This is a genomic window from Streptomyces sp. NPDC005808 (assembly GCF_042871385.1).
GTDB lineage: Bacteria > Actinomycetota > Actinomycetes > Streptomycetales > Streptomycetaceae > Streptomyces.
This window is the reverse complement of sequence record NZ_JBIAIK010000016.1, coordinates 56,490-71,900: the sequence shown is the minus strand read 5'-3', so window position 1 is coordinate 71,900 and position 15,411 is coordinate 56,490. Positions and strand designations below refer to the sequence as shown.

At 71.6% G+C, this 15,411-nt stretch carries 12 protein-coding genes; 5 read left to right on the top strand and 7 right to left on the bottom strand.

Features of this window, described 5'->3' with window-relative positions; translation table 11 throughout:
- Window positions 1-73: 73 nt before the first annotated feature.
- The 5 genes from ACFYPC_RS29740 to ACFYPC_RS29720 all read right to left on the bottom strand — a co-directional run bounded on the left by ACFYPC_RS29740 (window position 74) and on the right by ACFYPC_RS29720 (window position 7,123).
- Window positions 74-1,621 carry an ArnT family glycosyltransferase gene (locus tag ACFYPC_RS29740; RefSeq protein ID WP_391889090.1) on the bottom strand — a complete coding sequence of 516 codons (1,548 nt, stop codon included), beginning with the start codon at window positions 1,619-1,621 and terminating at the stop codon, window positions 74-76.
- Window positions 1,622-1,976: 355 nt separating this feature from the next.
- A complete protein-coding gene (locus ACFYPC_RS29735; RefSeq protein ID WP_391888795.1) occupies window positions 1,977-2,783 on the bottom strand; it encodes a phytanoyl-CoA dioxygenase family protein in 807 nt (268 codons plus the stop codon).
- Window positions 2,784-2,858: 75 nt separating this feature from the next.
- The gene (locus tag ACFYPC_RS29730; RefSeq protein ID WP_391888793.1) at window positions 2,859-3,341 is read right to left on the bottom strand and encodes a universal stress protein; all 483 of its coding nucleotides are present in this window, start codon (window positions 3,339-3,341) and stop codon (window positions 2,859-2,861) included.
- Between the two features lie 5 nt (window positions 3,342-3,346).
- Window positions 3,347-4,645, bottom strand: a complete 1,299-nt coding sequence (locus ACFYPC_RS29725; RefSeq protein WP_391888792.1) for an arsenic transporter — start codon at window positions 4,643-4,645, stop codon at window positions 3,347-3,349.
- 96 nt (window positions 4,646-4,741) lie between these two features.
- Window positions 4,742-7,123, bottom strand: coding sequence for a SpoIIE family protein phosphatase (locus tag ACFYPC_RS29720; protein WP_391888790.1), 2,382 nt, complete (start codon window positions 7,121-7,123; stop codon window positions 4,742-4,744).
- Window positions 7,124-7,621: 498 nt separating this feature from the next.
- Between ACFYPC_RS29720 and ACFYPC_RS29715 the strand changes: the two genes are divergently transcribed.
- From ACFYPC_RS29715 to ACFYPC_RS29705, 3 genes are all read left to right on the top strand, one after another.
- Window positions 7,622-7,867 (top strand): hypothetical protein, encoded by a 246-nt coding sequence (locus tag ACFYPC_RS29715; protein ID WP_391888788.1) that lies wholly within the window; start codon window positions 7,622-7,624, stop codon window positions 7,865-7,867.
- Between the two features lie 3 nt (window positions 7,868-7,870).
- Window positions 7,871-8,248 carry a toxin Doc gene (locus tag ACFYPC_RS29710; RefSeq protein WP_391888786.1) on the top strand — a complete coding sequence of 126 codons (378 nt, stop codon included), beginning with the start codon at window positions 7,871-7,873 and terminating at the stop codon, window positions 8,246-8,248.
- 540 nt (window positions 8,249-8,788) lie between these two features.
- Window positions 8,789-10,681, top strand: a complete 1,893-nt coding sequence (locus tag ACFYPC_RS29705) for a ricin-type beta-trefoil lectin domain protein (RefSeq protein WP_391888784.1) — start codon at window positions 8,789-8,791, stop codon at window positions 10,679-10,681.
- A 246-nt stretch (window positions 10,682-10,927) separates the two neighbouring features.
- Here ACFYPC_RS29705 and ACFYPC_RS29700 read toward each other — a convergent pair whose 3' ends face one another.
- A complete protein-coding gene (locus tag ACFYPC_RS29700) occupies window positions 10,928-12,097 on the bottom strand; it encodes a lactate 2-monooxygenase (RefSeq protein WP_391888782.1) in 1,170 nt (389 codons plus the stop codon).
- Between the two features lie 136 nt (window positions 12,098-12,233).
- Entirely contained in the window at window positions 12,234-12,791 is a 558-nt protein-coding gene (locus ACFYPC_RS29695) for a hypothetical protein (RefSeq protein ID WP_391888780.1), read from the bottom strand.
- A gap of 318 nt (window positions 12,792-13,109) precedes the next feature.
- Between ACFYPC_RS29695 and ACFYPC_RS29690 the strand changes: the two genes are divergently transcribed.
- Both ACFYPC_RS29690 and ACFYPC_RS29685 read left to right on the top strand, forming a co-directional pair.
- A complete protein-coding gene (locus tag ACFYPC_RS29690) occupies window positions 13,110-13,544 on the top strand; it encodes a protease inhibitor (RefSeq protein WP_391888778.1) in 435 nt (144 codons plus the stop codon).
- A gap of 256 nt (window positions 13,545-13,800) precedes the next feature.
- Complete coding sequence (locus ACFYPC_RS29685) at window positions 13,801-15,363, top strand: bifunctional phosphatase PAP2/diacylglycerol kinase family protein (protein WP_391888776.1); 1,563 nt, start codon at window positions 13,801-13,803, stop codon at window positions 15,361-15,363.
- Window positions 15,364-15,411: the final 48 nt, after the last annotated feature.

Genomic DNA, 15,411 nt, shown 5'->3' with positions numbered 1-15,411 from the left:
GCGAGCGGTCGACCGCCGCGAGGCTCCCACGCCGAACCGTCACCTGAGGGCAGGAACGTCCGGAATCTCAGGCTTACGGCCTGCGGAAGATCGTGATGGAGTGACCCACCTCGTCGATCGGCGTGCTTGCGTCGATCAGCGTCGCCAGTTGCCCGTCGGCCTTGGCGATCGAGGAGTCCGACACGACCAGCAGACCGTGCACCTCGCCCGGCGGCACCGTTCGCGGGTCGTCCGCCTCGATGCCGTAGTACGACGGCACACCGGCGCCCTTGTAGACGAGCCAGATCCGCTCCTGTGGGTAACGCTCGTCCAGCCGGTCGGCGAGGCGGCCCAGGTCCTGGCCCCAGTCGACGTTCGAGTCGTGCAGCCGTAGACGGGTCTTCGAGGGCCCGCCGAAGGCCTCGTTCGAGTAAGGGAGGTAGTACGGGTAGGTGCGCAGCGAACTGACGGCGACGAACAGCACCAGGGCCGCTGTGACCGCGTAGGCCCACCGCCGGCGGAACGTGACGACGGCGGAGGCCGCCACCGCGAGGAACAGCGGCAGGAAGAGGGCGTAGCGGACGCCGAGGTCGCGCGAGCCGCTCATCGCCGTGGCCAGCAGCAGCGCCGACGGGATCAGGAGGTACGGGGCCGCGGGCCGCAGCCGGGGAACGGCGACCATGGCCAGCGCGCCGGCCGCCCAGAGCACCAGCGTGCCCAGCGGCGTCTTCACCAGCAGCGCGGCCGGCAGGTAGTACCAGAGCGCTCCGCGATAGTGCCGCCCGAACAGGAAGCCGCCCCACGCCTGGTTCTCGTAGCCGAACTGGACGCGCATGCCGTCCCGGTACGGCTGCGGAAAGGGCAGCAGGTCGCTGAGGAGCGCCCGCAGGCCATGGACGGCCGGGAGGTCCGCGGGTGTGGTCCAGCGCAGGCGCGGGTCGACCGCGAGGTACGTCGCCCACACCACGGCCAGGGCCACCAGCGCGACACCGGACGCCGCGGCCAGGGCCCGACGAACCTTCGCGCGAGTGCCGAGGCCGGGTGCCCGCCAGACGGACACCACTGCCAGGAGCAGCAGCACCGGTACGGCGGGCAGCATGCTCATCTTCGTGGCCACCGTTGCGCCGAGTGCCGCCCCGGCGAGCGGGAGGTGGAGCAGCGGACGCCGCCGTGCCCGCCACAGCAGCCACACCGACGTCAGCAGGAATCCGCACGCCGGTACGTCGAGAGTGGCGAGTGAGCCGTGTGCGATGACGTCGGGTGAGAAGGCGTACAGAGCGAGCGCCACCAACCCGCCCTTGCGGCCCGCCAGTTCACTGCCGAACGCGAGGACCACGAGTCCGAACAGCAGGGTCAGCACGATCACCGGCAGCCGGGCCCACAGCATCAGCCGCCAGGGATCGTTGCCCGACTCGTACAGCACACGCTTTCCCAGCGCCGTCTGATCACCCGTGAACCCGGCGTCCAGATGCGGGTGGGCGAACACCAGACCGCTCGCGATGATCAACTTGCCGAGTGGCGGGTGCTCGGGGTTGTAACGCAGGTCGTGCTGCTGGACGTAGACGACCGCCGTGCCCACGTACACGGGCTCGTCGATCGTCGGCGTCTGCCGCACGGCCGTGGTGACCATCGCGACCGCCATCTGGGCCAGCAGCGCGACCACCGCGAGCGCGAACAGCCACGGCCGGGGCACCCGCAAGCGCCTCGGCGGGCGCGAGCCGTTCGCCGACAGGCGTTCCCGCCGCTCGTCGGCCTGCAAAGTCACCATGCCCTTTGGTACGTCCACTTCGTGGCCCCCCGTTCACCCGCGGGCACCTGTCCTCGTGCGTTCGTCGGCCCGCCGGAGGTGGTCACCGGGTCCTGCGGACATACTCCGCGGGACCGGGCGTCGGCACCAGCACATCCCGGCGCACGATGCTCAGCCGGTCACTCGAAGCGCGGGGTCCGCCTGCGTCAAGTGCCCGCAGCGGGGCGGTACGCAGGCAACCGCAAGCCCATCAGTGCGGAGCCGGCGCCGCGAACTCGGTGCCGCAGGGGCCCGCGCCCTCGCTCTCGGGCAGCTGGACCGGTTCCCCGCTCATGGTCAGCGTCCGGTAGAAACCGCCGATGCGCCGGGTGGAGCGGCCGACGTAGTGGCCGATGAACGAACGGCGGAAGCGGTCGGCGCTGCGGTTGGGCCCGGAGCCGTGCACCAGGCTGCCGTTGAAGAACAGCACGTCGCCCGGCCCCATGTCGACGGGCACAGTGGCCAGCCCGGGCGGCGGGGGCACGTATTCGCGTACGAACGACAGCTCCGCGTCCGCCTCCTCCGGGCAGAACAGGTCCATGCGGTGCGTGCCCGGCACGACCTCCAGGCCGCCGTTCTCACGGTCGATCACATCGCAGGCGATCCAGGCGGCCACACAGGTGCCCGGCTCGACCCGCAGATAGAAGTTGTCCTGGTGCAGCGCCTGGCCCCGGGCGCCCGGCGGCTTGAAGTAGAACATGCTCTGCGCGGCCAGGACCTCCTCGCCCAGCAGTGTCTCCACGATGTTCCCCAGCCGCGGGTCGAGGAGGCGGCGCAGCGAGAGCGTGCTGATGCGGTGCGGGTGGAGGACCCGGGGATAGGCGTGCAGCGGATCGGTCGGGCCGCCGGTCTCCGTGGCCCGGGGCTCGAAGTGACCCGGCACGGGCCCCGCGGCGTGCAACGCCGTGAACTCCGCGCACAGCGCGTCGATCTCGGCGCCGTCGAACAGCCCGCGCACCACCGCGAAGCCGTCCTGTTCGAACCGGTGGCGCAGCCCGCTCATGTCGGTGACGGTCATTGGGCTGTCCCTTCTCAGCTGTGTCCACGGTGCCCCACGCCGTGCCGCCGCGCCCATCGACGGGGGCCTATCGGATCAGGCTCGGTGGGGCGGCGGTGTCGTGCCGTCCGTCGCCGGCTCGGGCCGGACCAGCAGGACCGGGCAGGGCGCGTGGTCGACCACGAAACGCCCCTCCGGTCCAAGACTGCGTGGGCCGAGGTGCGACCGGTCGCCGTCACGGGCCAGGACGAGCAGGTCGGCGCCCTCCGCGGCGGCGACCACCTCACGTTCGGCGCGTCCGGTGAGCTCCAGTCGGGTGCAGGGGCGGGCGAGTCGCTCGGCCGCCGCGTCGAGAAGCCGCGTCGCGGACGAGGTACCGAGGTCCGCCAGGCTGTCCCCGGGGTCGGGCTCGGAATGCGCGCGGCCGAGCAGGCCGGCGAAGGCGCCGTGCGCCAGGCCCGGGACGTCGGGCTCGGCGACGTACAGCAGGACCACATCCGTCGCGTGCGGCGCGTGCCGGCGCACGGCGTCCACGCACGCGGGCCACGTTCCCTCGACGAGCCAGACGATCACCCGCATGTCTGTCAGCCTCCGATGACTTGGAGTGAGAGCCACAGGGCCAGTACGGCCGGGATCAGCGCGGCCGGCACGGCGATCAGGCCGAGCCGGGTGAACTCCCTGAGATCTACGCCATGGTCGTGCTGGTGCACGATACGCCGCCACAGCAGGGTCGCCAGGGAGCCCGCGTAGGTCAGATTCGGGCCGATGTTGACCCCGAGCAGGACGGCCAGCACCGCGCCGGGTCCTGACGATGCGGCCAGGGGGATCAGCACGAGGACCGCGGGCAGATTGTTGATCATGTTGGCCAGTACGGCGGCGAGCGCCGCGATGCCGAGCAGCGCGAGCAGGCCGCTGCCTTCCGGGAGCAGCCGCCCCAGGGCGTCGGCGAGCCCATGGTCGACCACCGCCCGAACGACGATGCCCAGCGCGAGCACGAACGCCAGGAAGGCGGGCGCGGTGGCACGCACCACGGTGAGAGGGGTGGCCCGCCGGCGGACGAGGGCGCGGGTGGCGAGCACCAGAGCCCCGGCCGCGGCCGACCACGCCGGATCGATGCCGAGCGCGGAGGCGAGGACGAACCCCGCGAGCGTGCAGCCCACCGTGATCAGGGCGAAGAGCGGCATGGCGGGTGGCTCGGCGACATCGGGCACCGGAATGGCCGCCGAACCCAGGTCGGGGGCGAAGAAGCGCCGGAAGACCACGTACTCGGCGCCGATGGCGACCAGCCAGGGGAGAGTCATCAGCGCGGCGAAGCGGGTGAAGCTCAGACCGCTGGCGCTGAACGCGAGCAGATTGGTGAGGTTGGAGACCGGCAGGAGGAGGGAGGCGGTGTTCGAGAGGTGGGTGCAGGCGTACACGTGCGGCTTCGGGCGGGCGCCCATCCGTGCCGCGGTCGCGAAGACGACCGGCGTGAGCAGCACGATGGTGGCGTCCAGGCTGAGCACCGCCGTGATCGCCGAGGCGAGCCCGAAGACCGCGGTCAGCAGTCGGCCTGGGCGGTCCGCCGCCCAGTGGGCCATCCACGCTCCGCAGGCCCGGAAGAGGCCCTCGTCGTCGCAGAAACGGGCGAGCACCAGCACCGCCGCGAGAAAGCCGATCACCGGTCCCAGGTGTGCCGCTTCCGCGACCGTGTGGTCCCAGGTGATCGCCCCGGTGACGATCACGACGGCGGCGGCCGGCACCGCCACGGCCGCCTCGGGCCAGTTGAAGGGACGGATCACGGCGCAGGCGAGCACCGCGACGAGCAGCACGATGGAGAGGGTTTCGGCGAGCGGGGCGTTCAGGATTCGGTCCTCCGGGACACGGTCATGGTGCCCCTTCATCAAACCAGGCCGACCGCGTCCGGCCCGTACCGGCGAGTTTCCCGGGGTCCGGTAAGCCCCGTTCCCGGGCGGACTTCCTTCCGGGCCGGTCCGCCGTCACTCCTCCACCAGTGTCAGCTCCGCCCAGATCGTCTTGCCGTCCGCCGTGTGGCGGCTGCCCCAGCGTTGCGTCAGCTGCGCGACCAGCAGGAGACCCCGGCCGCCCTCGTCGAAGGTCCTGGCCCGGCGCAGATGCGGTGCGGTGTGGCTGCCGTCGGAGACCTCGCAGATCAGGGTGGTGGTGTCGTGGATCAGGCGCAGCCGGATGGGCGATTCGCCGTACCGGATGGCATTGGTGACCAGTTCGCTCACCACGAGCTCGGTCGTGAACGTCGCCTCGTCCAGGCCCCAGTCGTTCAGCTGCCTGACGACCTGCTTGCGGATCGGCCCGACGAGGGCGGGGTCGGCGGGAATGGCCCAGGTCGCCACCTGGGAGGCGGGGAGCCCGTGGGTACGGGCGAGCAGCAGAGCCACGTCGTCCGGGGCGCCGCCGCCGGGAAGGAGCCTCTGGAGGATCGCGTGGCATGCCCCCTCCAGGGAGTCCGAGTACGCTTCCAGCGCATCGCACAGCAGTCGATGGCCTGCGTCGATGTCCCGCTCGCGGCTCTCGATCAGGCCGTCGGTGAACAGTGCGAGCACCGTGCCCTCGGGAACGTCGAGTTCGACGGACTCGAAGGGCAGTCCGCCGAGGCCCAGTGGCGGCCCCGCGGGGAGTTCGATCTCGCGGGCCGAGCCGCCCGGCGGGAGCATGACGGGCGGTGGGTGGCCCGCCCGGGCCAGGGCACAGCGCCGGGAGACCGGGTCGTACACCGCGTACAGACAGGTGGCCCCCACCTCGCCGGTGGTTCCCTCGGCCCCGGCCTCCACGGACAGTCGTACGACGAGGTCGTCGAGGTGGGTGAGCAGTTCGTCCGGGGCGAGGTCGATGTCGGCGAGGGTGCGGACGGCGGTGCGCAGCCGCCCCATGGTCGCCGAGGCCTGGATGCCGTGGCCGACCACGTCGCCGACTACCATCGCGACTCGCATCCCGGACAGCGGGATCACGTCGAACCAGTCGCCGCCCACCCCGGCACGCGCCGCGGGAAGGTAGCGCGAGGCGGCGTCAACGGCGGCCGTCCGGGGCAGTGACTGGGGCAGCAGGCTCCGCTGCAGGGCCAGCGCTGTGGCGCGCTCACGGGAGAAACGGCGGGCGTTGTCGATGCAGACGGCGGCCCTCGCGGTCACCTCCTCGGCCAGCAGGACGTCGTCGGACGTGAAGGGATCGATCCGCCGGGACCGGCTGAAGACGGCCACTCCGAGGGTGGTGCCGCGGGCTCGGATCGGCACCGACATCACCGCGTGGATGCGGTACTCCTTCATGACCTCGCTGCGTATCTGGTCCCGGCCGAGCCAGCCGGCGAGCGCGCTGGCGGCATCGGCTGCCACGATCGTCCGGCCGGCCATCAGGGAGTCCGCCTGGGGCGAACCCTCGGGGTAGACGTCGACCTGCCCGGGTTTGACCACCAGCTCGGGGGATCCGGGGTGGATCGACTGGTGTGCGGCACGGCGCAGCGCGACCGGCATGCTCGGCGGTGCCGACTCCCGGTCGCCCCCGCTTTCCGGGGGATCCAGCAGGTCGATGCTGACGTAGTCGGCGAGGATGGGGACGCACACTTCGGCCAGCTCCTGGGCCGTCCGCGTGACGTCGAGGGTGCTCCCGATGCGGACGCTGGCCTCGTTGACCAGTTGCAGGCGCTCCCGGGCCATGTAGTGCTCGGAGAAGTCGTGAGCGGTCAGGCACACACCGCGCACCCGCCCCTCGGCGTCGGTCAGCGGCGCGAGCAGTCCGAGCCAGGCGTGCGCGCGCTCCTCGCCGCCCGCCCGCACGTATCCCTGTGTCTCGCGGCCCTGTCCCGACTCGAGGACCCCGCGCAGCTCCTGTTCTATCTCCTCGCCGTCCAGATTGCCGCCGACCTCGGGGGTCGAGAGGCCACGGATGCGCGAGGCCGGGAGACCGAGCACGGCGGCCATCGCCTCATTGACCCCGTGCAGGCGCAGCCGGTCGTCGTAGACGGCGGTGGCACAGGGGGACTGCGTCAGGGCGGCCGTCATCAGGAAGTCGTCCTGCGGATCGGGATCGGCGTGGTTCAGCGGGGTCAGCACGAGCCAGTCGTCGCCGCCCTGTCCCGGGGGGCCGTGATGGGCGAGCAGCCACACGGACAGCGTGTGGCCGTCGCGGTGGCGCAGCTCGACGGTGCCGCTCCATCGGTCCTCGGCGGGGTCCGGCAACTGGACCCTGCTCCTTGTGGCCAGCAGGTCCGCGGCGGGCTTTCCCTCGACCTCTTCCGGCGCATAGCCCAGCAGGCGCCGGGCCCCCTCGCTCCACCGAATCACGGTGCCGTTCAGATCGATGACGGCCCGCGCTGTGGCGGGCCCACCGAGGGGTGTCTCCGGGCTCATCGTCGCCACTCCATTGCGCACACACAGTGAACAAGCGCGTCACTCGTTGTTCCAGCCTAGTGCGTGGGCGGCCTTCGCACGCGACACATGGCTCACGCACAGCTTAGCCATGCCGACCGGGCGGATGGGCGTGGCGTGGTGTTCGGGGTCCCACAGTCCTATCATGGGCGGTGACCAGGGCCGGAAGCCAACTCTCAAGCAGCCGCAGGTACTTGGGCGTCGGCATGGCGCGCCGCTGGCCCGAGGCGAGCGCGTCCACCGGTGTCTGAATCTGCTCAACACTCATGCCCCCTGGGCCCGCGACGTGTTGTATCGGTCTTACGGGACGGGTTCCGGGTCTCGCGGCCTCAGGAGTGCACCGGCGTCGCTCCGGCGCTCCCGGACATCGGACTGCCCCCGCCCGCCCACGCCCTTGTTCCGGGCATCGCAGGTACCGCGCCCCGTCATCGCTGAGCTGGGAGTATTTACGCGTAAGTACCCGGGCGGTACCGTGAAGGCATGCCAGCTCTCAATGTGGAGTTCAGCGACCGCGAGCTAGAGGACCTGAGGCAGATCGCCAAGGAACGCGGTACGTCGATGAAGGCCCTGGTGCGGGAGGCGGCCGCGGCCGACATCGTGCGGCACCGGGCGCTGCAGGAAGGCGCGGAGGTCTTCCGCCGGTTCTTCGCGGCGCACGCGGCGGAGTTCGCCGCCGCGTTCCCCGAGGACGAACCGCCCCGCAAGGGCGCGGGCCGGGCAGCCTGACCCATGGCACCCGTCATCCATATCGACGTGCCCTGGCTGCTCCAGCGCCACGAAGAGGTCATGCCGGACCAGCCCACGGTCAACGACTTCTCGGCGCTCGTCGCCGCCGTGGCCCGGCACCGCGTCGACCCGCCCCGCCTCGGCGTCGACTCCGACCCCGCCTGGCGCGCCGCCGCGCTCCTGCACACCCTGGCCCTGCTGAAACCTCTGCCGACCGCCAACGCCCGCTTCGCCTGCGCGGCGGCGGTCGCCTACATGTTCGTCAGCGGTGTCGGCATCGACCCGCCGTACGGCGCTCTTGTCGATCTCGCCCGTGATCTGATCGACGGCAAGACGGACGTCTTCGCCGCGGCGGACCGATTGAGGTCCTGGCAGATCTGACACCGGTCGGCGAGCGGGCCGGGCGACCCGCCCTCGGGGCCGCCGACCGAGGGCGGGAGATCAGGGTCGGCGGCCCGTTTCGCGCGGGAGAGCCGCCGTACCGCGCGGGGCCCCCGAGGAGGGCCGGTTCCAGTGGACAGCCCCGTAGTGCGCGCCGGGAGCGTGCGCGGGCCACCGGCGTGTGCGCGCCGTTCACACGGGGCGCATGAAATTTTCGAAAGCCGGTACGAGTCGCGAGAGTTGCCGACCGGATCTGACTTTCTCTCACTGAGACGGAAGTTACTCAGGTGTCTTGTTGGTCATGAGCATGTTGTGCGAAGGTGACCTTCCTGTGCTGGGCCAATAGCCGGGCCCGAATCGCTGTTCGGTATTCAAGGCCGTCGAGGAGCTCGAAAGGCTCTTGGCGGCGATTGTCGTTACGGACTTCGCCCCGGCTGTTTTCCCGGCGCTCCGGCGAAAAGGTCTGCACCAATGAGAGCTGCTTTTCGGCGGTGAAGGAACTTCTATGTGCCACCTTGCACCTTGGAAGGAACCCGCTCTGTGCACACCCCCCACCCCCCACGTCCCCCCTATCCTCCCGGCGGCACTCCCGGGGAATCCGACGAGAGTCTCGCCGCGGAGCTGCGAGACCGGCCGGAGGACGGGGCGGCGCACCCCGTAGCCCTGCTGATGGCCCGGCACTGGCAGCCGGCGTACGACTACTCGGTCATCTGCCTCGCTTCCTCGGCGAACGTCGCCTCGATGGTGACCGCGGCCTCCTTCCAGCGGACGGTCGACCGCCTGACGCGGGGCGAGTCCGGTGTCGCCGTGCGGCCCCGGCTTCTCGTGGCAGTTCGGGACACCGTCAGAGAGTGGGCCGCCGCGGATCGGATAACCGGCGTACTGCCGGACCTGAGAAAGCCCGCCGGGGGCCGCGGCATGAGGGCCGCCAAGTCCATGACGGCCGAAAGCCGGAAGCTCGCCGAGCGCGCTTTTCACGCTCTGCAGCCACTCGCCCAGAGCCTGCTGTGGCACACCGAGGTCGAAGCGGAGGACATATCCGTACCGACCGGTCTGTCGGGCATGGATACCGACACCTCGTCGGCGGCTCTGGAACAGGCCCGCGAGCAATTCCGTGAGGGCTGTGTACGCGCCCACCGGGAACTCGCGCCGACCCGGGAATGCGCTTTCCACAATCGGTTGCTGGACGTTCCGATTCGCCGCGGCGGCGCCTTGCTTCCCGATGTCCAACAGCATCTGTTGGAGTGCCGCTACTGCCGTTTCGCCGCCGAGCAACTCAGCCACTTCGACGGCGGGTTGGGCGTTCTGCTCGCCGAAGCGGTACTCGGCTGGGGCGCCCGGCGCTATCTGGACTCCCGTCCGGGGCGCGCGCAGCAAGGCATGCGCCCCCGGGGTGGAGGACCGCTCGCCGGCAGGCGCCAGGACGGCGGTGGCGGGCTCCCGGGCAACAGCGGACGTCATCGTCTGCTGTCCCAGATACCCGCCCCACGCGGCGTGCCCCAGCCCGCACAGCGGCACGCCAAAGCCCTGATCACCGGAGCGGGCGTGGTCTCGGCCACCGTGCTGGCGACCGTTCTCGCCACCACTCTGTGGTCGGACGACGAGCCGGGCGCCGACCCCACGGCCTCCACGGGAGCGAGCAACGCCCGCACGCTGTCGCCCGAGCCCGGATCCGAGGCCCCGCCGGCCGCGTCCCCGCCCCCCGGCTCGGCGGGGCATCCCACGGGCGCCGAGCAGACCCGGCTGCGCAATCTCGCCGCCGACCTGTGCCTCGACATCCGGGGCGGTGAGGCCAAGGCAGGGGCCGAGACCGAACTCGCGGTGTGTTCCTCCGCCTGGACCCAGCAGTGGTCCTACGGCGGCGACGGTCTGCTGCGCAGCGTCGCCGACCCCGAACTGTGCCTGGACTCCCGTGCCGACGACGGCTTCGTGGTGCTGGAGCCCTGTGCCGCCGAGGACGCGGCGCGTGGTGACGACGTGCGTTACGACCTCACTGCGCGGGGCGAGTTGCAGCCCCGGTGGAGCGACCGGCTCGCTGTCGCGCCCGATTTGCCGGACCCCGGTTCCGAAATCGTCGTCAAAGTCCGGGACGGCTCCGGCGCACAGCAGTGGCGGACGGACTCCGAGTCGGCCGGCCCGGATTCACTGTCGATCTCGGGCAGGACCAGCCCTTCGCCGCAGGCCGCCAGCGGTGCGCCGTCCGCCGGCGACAGCCCGCCCGAACCTCCCCACGGGCAGCTGCCCGGTGAGCAGCCGCCGGGTGAACAGCCTCCCGGCGCACAGCCGACCGGCGTGCCGGTCGACCCGGAGGCGACCTCGTCGGAGCCCTACCGGGAACCCCGCTCCGTGACGGTCGGCGACAACGCGAGCCCTGAGCCCGTGCTGCCTCTGCTCACGCAACTCGACGCGGTGATCAGGGGGATCGGCCTGTAGGGGTGGGCGAACACGGGTTACCGGACGATGGCCGGCGCACGCCGCCATCCACGAGGGCGGCGGTAGGGACGGCTGTCGACGCGATCCGCACGAGCGCCCCGCGCGTGACCCGCGACATGCGGGGCAGAGCACCACGCACGGGGCGCCGAGCAACCGCGGGGCCGGCGCAGGTGGTTCGGGGCCGAAGACGTCGTCGCGGGCTCCGTGGCGTCCTGGTCGGTCAGCGTGCCCCGTGCGGCGTCGATGTCACGCGGTTTCCTCGATCAGGTCGTCGGGGCCGATGTCGGTGGGGCGGGCGTGCCCGGACAGGGCGAGTGTGAGGTCGAACTCGGCGAGCAGGCAACGGATGACGTGTTCGACGCCCGCCTGACCGTCGAGGCCGAGTCCGTAGGCGTACGGACGCCCGACGAGGACGCCCTGCGCGCCGAGGGCGAGCGCCTTGAAGATGTCGTCGCCGGTGCGGATGCCGCTGTCGAAGAGGACGGTCAGCCGGTCGCCCGCCGCCTCCACCACGCGGGGCAGCGCGTCCGCCGCCGCGACGGCGCCGGCCACCTGACGGCCGCCGTGGTTGGAGACGACCACGCCGTCCATCCCGGCACTGGCCGCACGACGGGCGTCGTCCGGGTGCAGGACGCCTTTGAGGACGATCGGGCCGTCCCAGTTCTCCCGTAGGAACGCCAGGTCGGGCCATGTCTTGCCCGGGTCCGCGAACATGCCCACGAAGTGCATGACGGCGGCGTTCGGGTCCTCGTGCACCGGCTTCGCCAGGCCCGCCCGGAACGCCGGGTCGGTGAAGTAGTTGGCGGTGCCCACGCCGTGCAGGAACGGCAGGTACGCCCGGTCGAGATCGCGTGGCCGCCAGGCGAGCATGGGAGTGTCGAGGGTGACGAACAGCGCGGTGAACCCGGCGGCCTTGGCCCGTTCCAGGAAGCTTCGGGTGACTTCGAGGTCCTTCGCCCAGTACAGCTGGAACCAGCGCTCCGCGTCACCCATCACCTCCGCGACCTGCTCCATGGGTGTGCTGGAGGCCGAGGACAGGACGTACGGGACGCCCTGTGCCGCGGCGGCCCGTGCGGCGGCGGGCTCCGCGTCCGGGTGCATGATCGACAGTACGCCGACGGGTGCGAGGGCCAGGGGTGCGGGCAGCGGTCGCCCCAACAGCTCGACGGACAGGTCGCGTTCGTGTACGTCACGCAGCATCCGGGGCACGATCCGGCGCCGGTCGAGGGCGGTGCGGTTGGCTTGGGCGGTGCTTCCGTTGCCCGCGCTGCCTGCCACATAGCCGACCGGGCCTGGGCCCAGCCGCTGCTCGGTGAGCTCTTCCAGCCGGGTCAGATCGGTGGGCAGCCGCGGTACGGCGCCTGCCATCCCGTTGAGATAGATCTCGTACTGGAAGTCGGCCCAGTGCTTCGCCATCCGTGCGTCCCCGTCCCTCGTCCCTGAGTTCGCGCAGTACGGGTCGATCCTTGCGACTGCGGCAAGATCCGTCCACTCTGCGGTGCGGATCGGGGCCGGGGGTGGGTCTGTTCGCCCCTCCGCCAGTGGGACTTGGTCACTCCTCCTCGCCGGCGGCCGGGGCGGCCTGGGGCTCGGCGTCCGGCCCCTGGGCCCGGACGCGCTGTACGTGCTCCAGCGAGTCCCGCAGCTCCGTGAGCCAGTCGTCGGTGTGCCGCTGCACCAGACGTACGCACCAGGCGAGGGCGTCGCTGCGGCTGCGCGCCACACCGGCGGCGATGAGGGTGTCCAGGACCTGGCGCTCGGGCTGGCGCAGCCGGGTCATGACCGGCGCGGCGATGTGGGTGAACAGGGCGCGCTCGCCCCCGCACTCCACGCCCCACGAGACCTTCTTGCGGAACCGGTGCTCGGCCTCGCGCGCCACCTCGATCCGCTGCTCGCGGGTGCGCTCCCGGAATTCCTGGATACGGGACTGGAGGGCCGCCTCCTTCTCGGCGGCGGAGGCGCCTTCGGTGACCCGGGGCTCGGGGATGCGGCCGACGACGGTGATCTCCTCGCGGTCGACGGTCACCTCCGTCAGGCTCTCGAAGAGGTCGTCGGGCAGTCGGCCGGTGAACCAGCCGCGCAGCTTCTCGTGTTGCTCTGCAGTAATCATGTAATCACCATTACTCCCCGACGGAGGCCTGTGCAAGGGATGAGCAGTGGGTCAGCCGTGAGCGGAAGCGGAATGTTTCCGGCCTATTGCTGAGCCGGGGAAATCCGGCCAGGAAGGCGCTCAAGACGATCAGTAAGCGCTCGCTTCCGGGCTGTTACGTTCGAATCCTGTGACTTCGAGCCACTGATTCAATACTCAAAGTTACTGAAACCAGTGGGTCGGATGTGTGTTTCCTGTCCGGACTCGGCAGACTCGCGCTCGCCGAACCGGCACCGACCGAGCCGGTCCCGCATTCGATCGAGCGGAAGGATGCACACAATGCCGACAACCGCGCGTTGGGCAGCGACTCTCACCCTGACGGCCACCGCCGTCTGCGGGCCACTGGGCGGAACCGCCCTCGCCGCCCCGGGCCCCGGCCCGTCCGCGCTCTACGCCCCCTCTGCCCTCGTGCTCAGCGTGGGCCACGGTCACAGCGCCGCCACCGCCACCGCGGATCGCGCCGTCACCCTGAACTGCGCCCCGACCGCCTCCGGCACGCACCCCGACGCCCCGCGGGCCTGCGCCGAACTCCGTGAGACAGGCGGGGACTTCGGCGCCCTGTCCGTCAGAGCCGGCGTGATGTGTACGAAGGAGTTCGACCCCGTCGTCGTCACCGTCGACGGCGTCTGGCAGGGCAAGCGGGTCGCTTACGAGCGCACCTTCGCCAACGAGTGCGTGAAGAACTCCTACGGGATGAACGTCTTCACGTTCTGAGAGACCGGGATCGCGCGGTCCCCGTGGGCGTCCAACGAGAGCCCGATACCGGGGAAGGCGGGCCTCGTCGCGAGGGCCGCGTGATCTCGTACCGGAGGTCGGCCGGACAGAGTGGGGCTGTCGGCCGGCCTCCGGCGTTACAGCTGAGGAGAGATGTCCGGGGAACACGGATTGGCCCGGCACTGTGTGACGGTGCTGCTCCGGTTGGAGGTGCAGCGGATGCCGATCCGGCTTCGCTCCCGGTAGGAGTGGGGCCATGGGCACACTCGGCGAACTGGATCTGAGGCTGTTTTGGCGGGTGGCGGGCTCCCGGTTCCCGGCCGCGGATCCGGCACTGCGGCGGCTCAGCCGGGCCGCCGACCACGGGCGGCTGTGGTTCGGCGCGGCCGCGGCACTCGCGCTCGTCGGCGGCCGTACCGCCCGGCGGGCGGCCGTGCGCGGTACCGGCTCGCTCGCCCTCGCCTCGCTGACCGTCAACACCGTCGTCAAGTGGAGCGCCCGCCGCCCCCGTCCGGTACTGGACCACGTGCCGTCGATCCGGCACCTGAGACGTCAGCCGCACACCACGTCGTTCCCCTCGGGGCACTCCGCGTCGGCCGCGGCCTTCGCCGCCGGAGTCGCCCTGGAATCCACCGGGTACGGGGCTCTGGTCGCCCCGGTCGCCGCCTCGGTCGCCTTCTCGCGTGTCTACGTCGGCGTGCACTACCCAGGAGACGTGCTGGCCGGGATCGCGATCGGCGCCGGCGCCGCCGCACTGACCTGCCGCTGGTGGCCGCCGCACCCCGCGCGGCCGGAGCGGGAGCGGCCCGCGGCCGACGCGCCCGCGCTGCCCGGGGGGCGGGGACTGGTCGTCTTCGTCAACAGCAGGGCCGGCACGGGCGCATCCACGACAGGAATGCCGCCCGTCGAACGGCTGCGCGGGCTGCTGCCGGAGGCCGAGCTGATCGAACGCGCCCCGGACGACGACTTCGCAGAACTGCTCGCCAAGGCGGTGGAACGGGCAGCGGCGGCGGGCGGCGCACTCGGCGTGTGCGGGGGCGACGGCAGTGTCAACGCGGCGGCGCGCGCGGCGGCCGGACGGGGGCTCGCGCTCGCGGTGTTCCCCGGCGGCACCCTCAACCACTTCGCGCAGGACGTGGGCGTACCGAACTTCGAGGACACCGCCGTGGCGGTCGCCCGGGGCGAGGCGGTGGCCGTGGACATCGGCGTGGCCCGTCCGGTGGCCGGCCACGAGGTGCGGTTCCTCAACACCTTCAGCATCGGCCTCTACCCCGAACTCGTCCGGATCCGTGAGCACTTGGAGGAGCGGTGGGGCAAATGGCCGGCGGCCGCGGTCGCCCTCACCCGGGTCCTGCGCACCGCGACCCCCATGGAGCTGCGGGTCAACGGCCGTCCCCGGCGTCTGTGGCTGCTCTTCGCGGGCAACGGTCGCTATGTCCCGGACGGCTTCGCCCCCGCCTTCAGGCCGCGCCTGGACGACGGACTCCTGGATCTGCGCCTGATCGACGGTGACCACCGGCTCGCCCGCACCCGGGTCGTCGTCTCCGCGCTCGCCGGGGCCCTCGGCCGTTCACGGGTCTACAGCGCCGAACGCGTTTCCTGGGTCGAGCTGGAGGGTCTCACCGGCGCGGACACTCTCGCGTACGACGGTGAAGTCGCCCCCACGCCGGGTGAGTTGAGGCTGGAGAAACGGCAGCGGGGACTTGTCGTCTACCGGCCCGCCGTCCCGCAGAGCGAGCTGGCCCAGCAGGTTCGCCTCGCGGCAGCGAGGGCCCGCTACCGGAGGCGGATGAGGGGTGGTCCCGTGGCAGAGGGATGAGGGGCCGCCGTCTCCCTGCAGACGGCGGCCCCTCGGTCCAGGGGTGAT

Excerpts from the sequence above, each read along its gene's own strand:
- ACFYPC_RS29730 (WP_391888793.1), bottom strand. The coding sequence starts at position 3,341 with ATGCGGGTGATCGTCTGGCTCGTCGAGGGAACGTGGCCCGCGTGCGTG.
- ACFYPC_RS29690 (WP_391888778.1), top strand. The coding sequence starts at position 13,110 with ATGCCGACAACCGCGCGTTGGGCAGCGACTCTCACCCTGACGGCCACC.
- ACFYPC_RS29700 (WP_391888782.1), bottom strand. The coding sequence starts at position 12,097 with ATGGCGAAGCACTGGGCCGACTTCCAGTACGAGATCTATCTCAACGGG.
- ACFYPC_RS29685 (WP_391888776.1), top strand. The coding sequence starts at position 13,801 with ATGGGCACACTCGGCGAACTGGATCTGAGGCTGTTTTGGCGGGTGGCG.
- ACFYPC_RS29715 (WP_391888788.1), top strand. The coding sequence starts at position 7,622 with ATGCCAGCTCTCAATGTGGAGTTCAGCGACCGCGAGCTAGAGGACCTG.
- ACFYPC_RS29710 (WP_391888786.1), top strand. The coding sequence starts at position 7,871 with ATGGCACCCGTCATCCATATCGACGTGCCCTGGCTGCTCCAGCGCCAC.
- ACFYPC_RS29725 (WP_391888792.1), bottom strand. The coding sequence starts at position 4,645 with ATGAAGGGGCACCATGACCGTGTCCCGGAGGACCGAATCCTGAACGCC.
- ACFYPC_RS29740 (WP_391889090.1), bottom strand. The coding sequence starts at position 1,621 with ATGGCGGTCGCGATGGTCACCACGGCCGTGCGGCAGACGCCGACGATC.
- ACFYPC_RS29720 (WP_391888790.1), bottom strand. The coding sequence starts at position 7,123 with ATGAGCCCGGAGACACCCCTCGGTGGGCCCGCCACAGCGCGGGCCGTC.
- ACFYPC_RS29735 (WP_391888795.1), bottom strand. The coding sequence starts at position 2,783 with ATGACCGTCACCGACATGAGCGGGCTGCGCCACCGGTTCGAACAGGAC.
- ACFYPC_RS29695 (WP_391888780.1), bottom strand. The coding sequence starts at position 12,791 with ATGATTACTGCAGAGCAACACGAGAAGCTGCGCGGCTGGTTCACCGGC.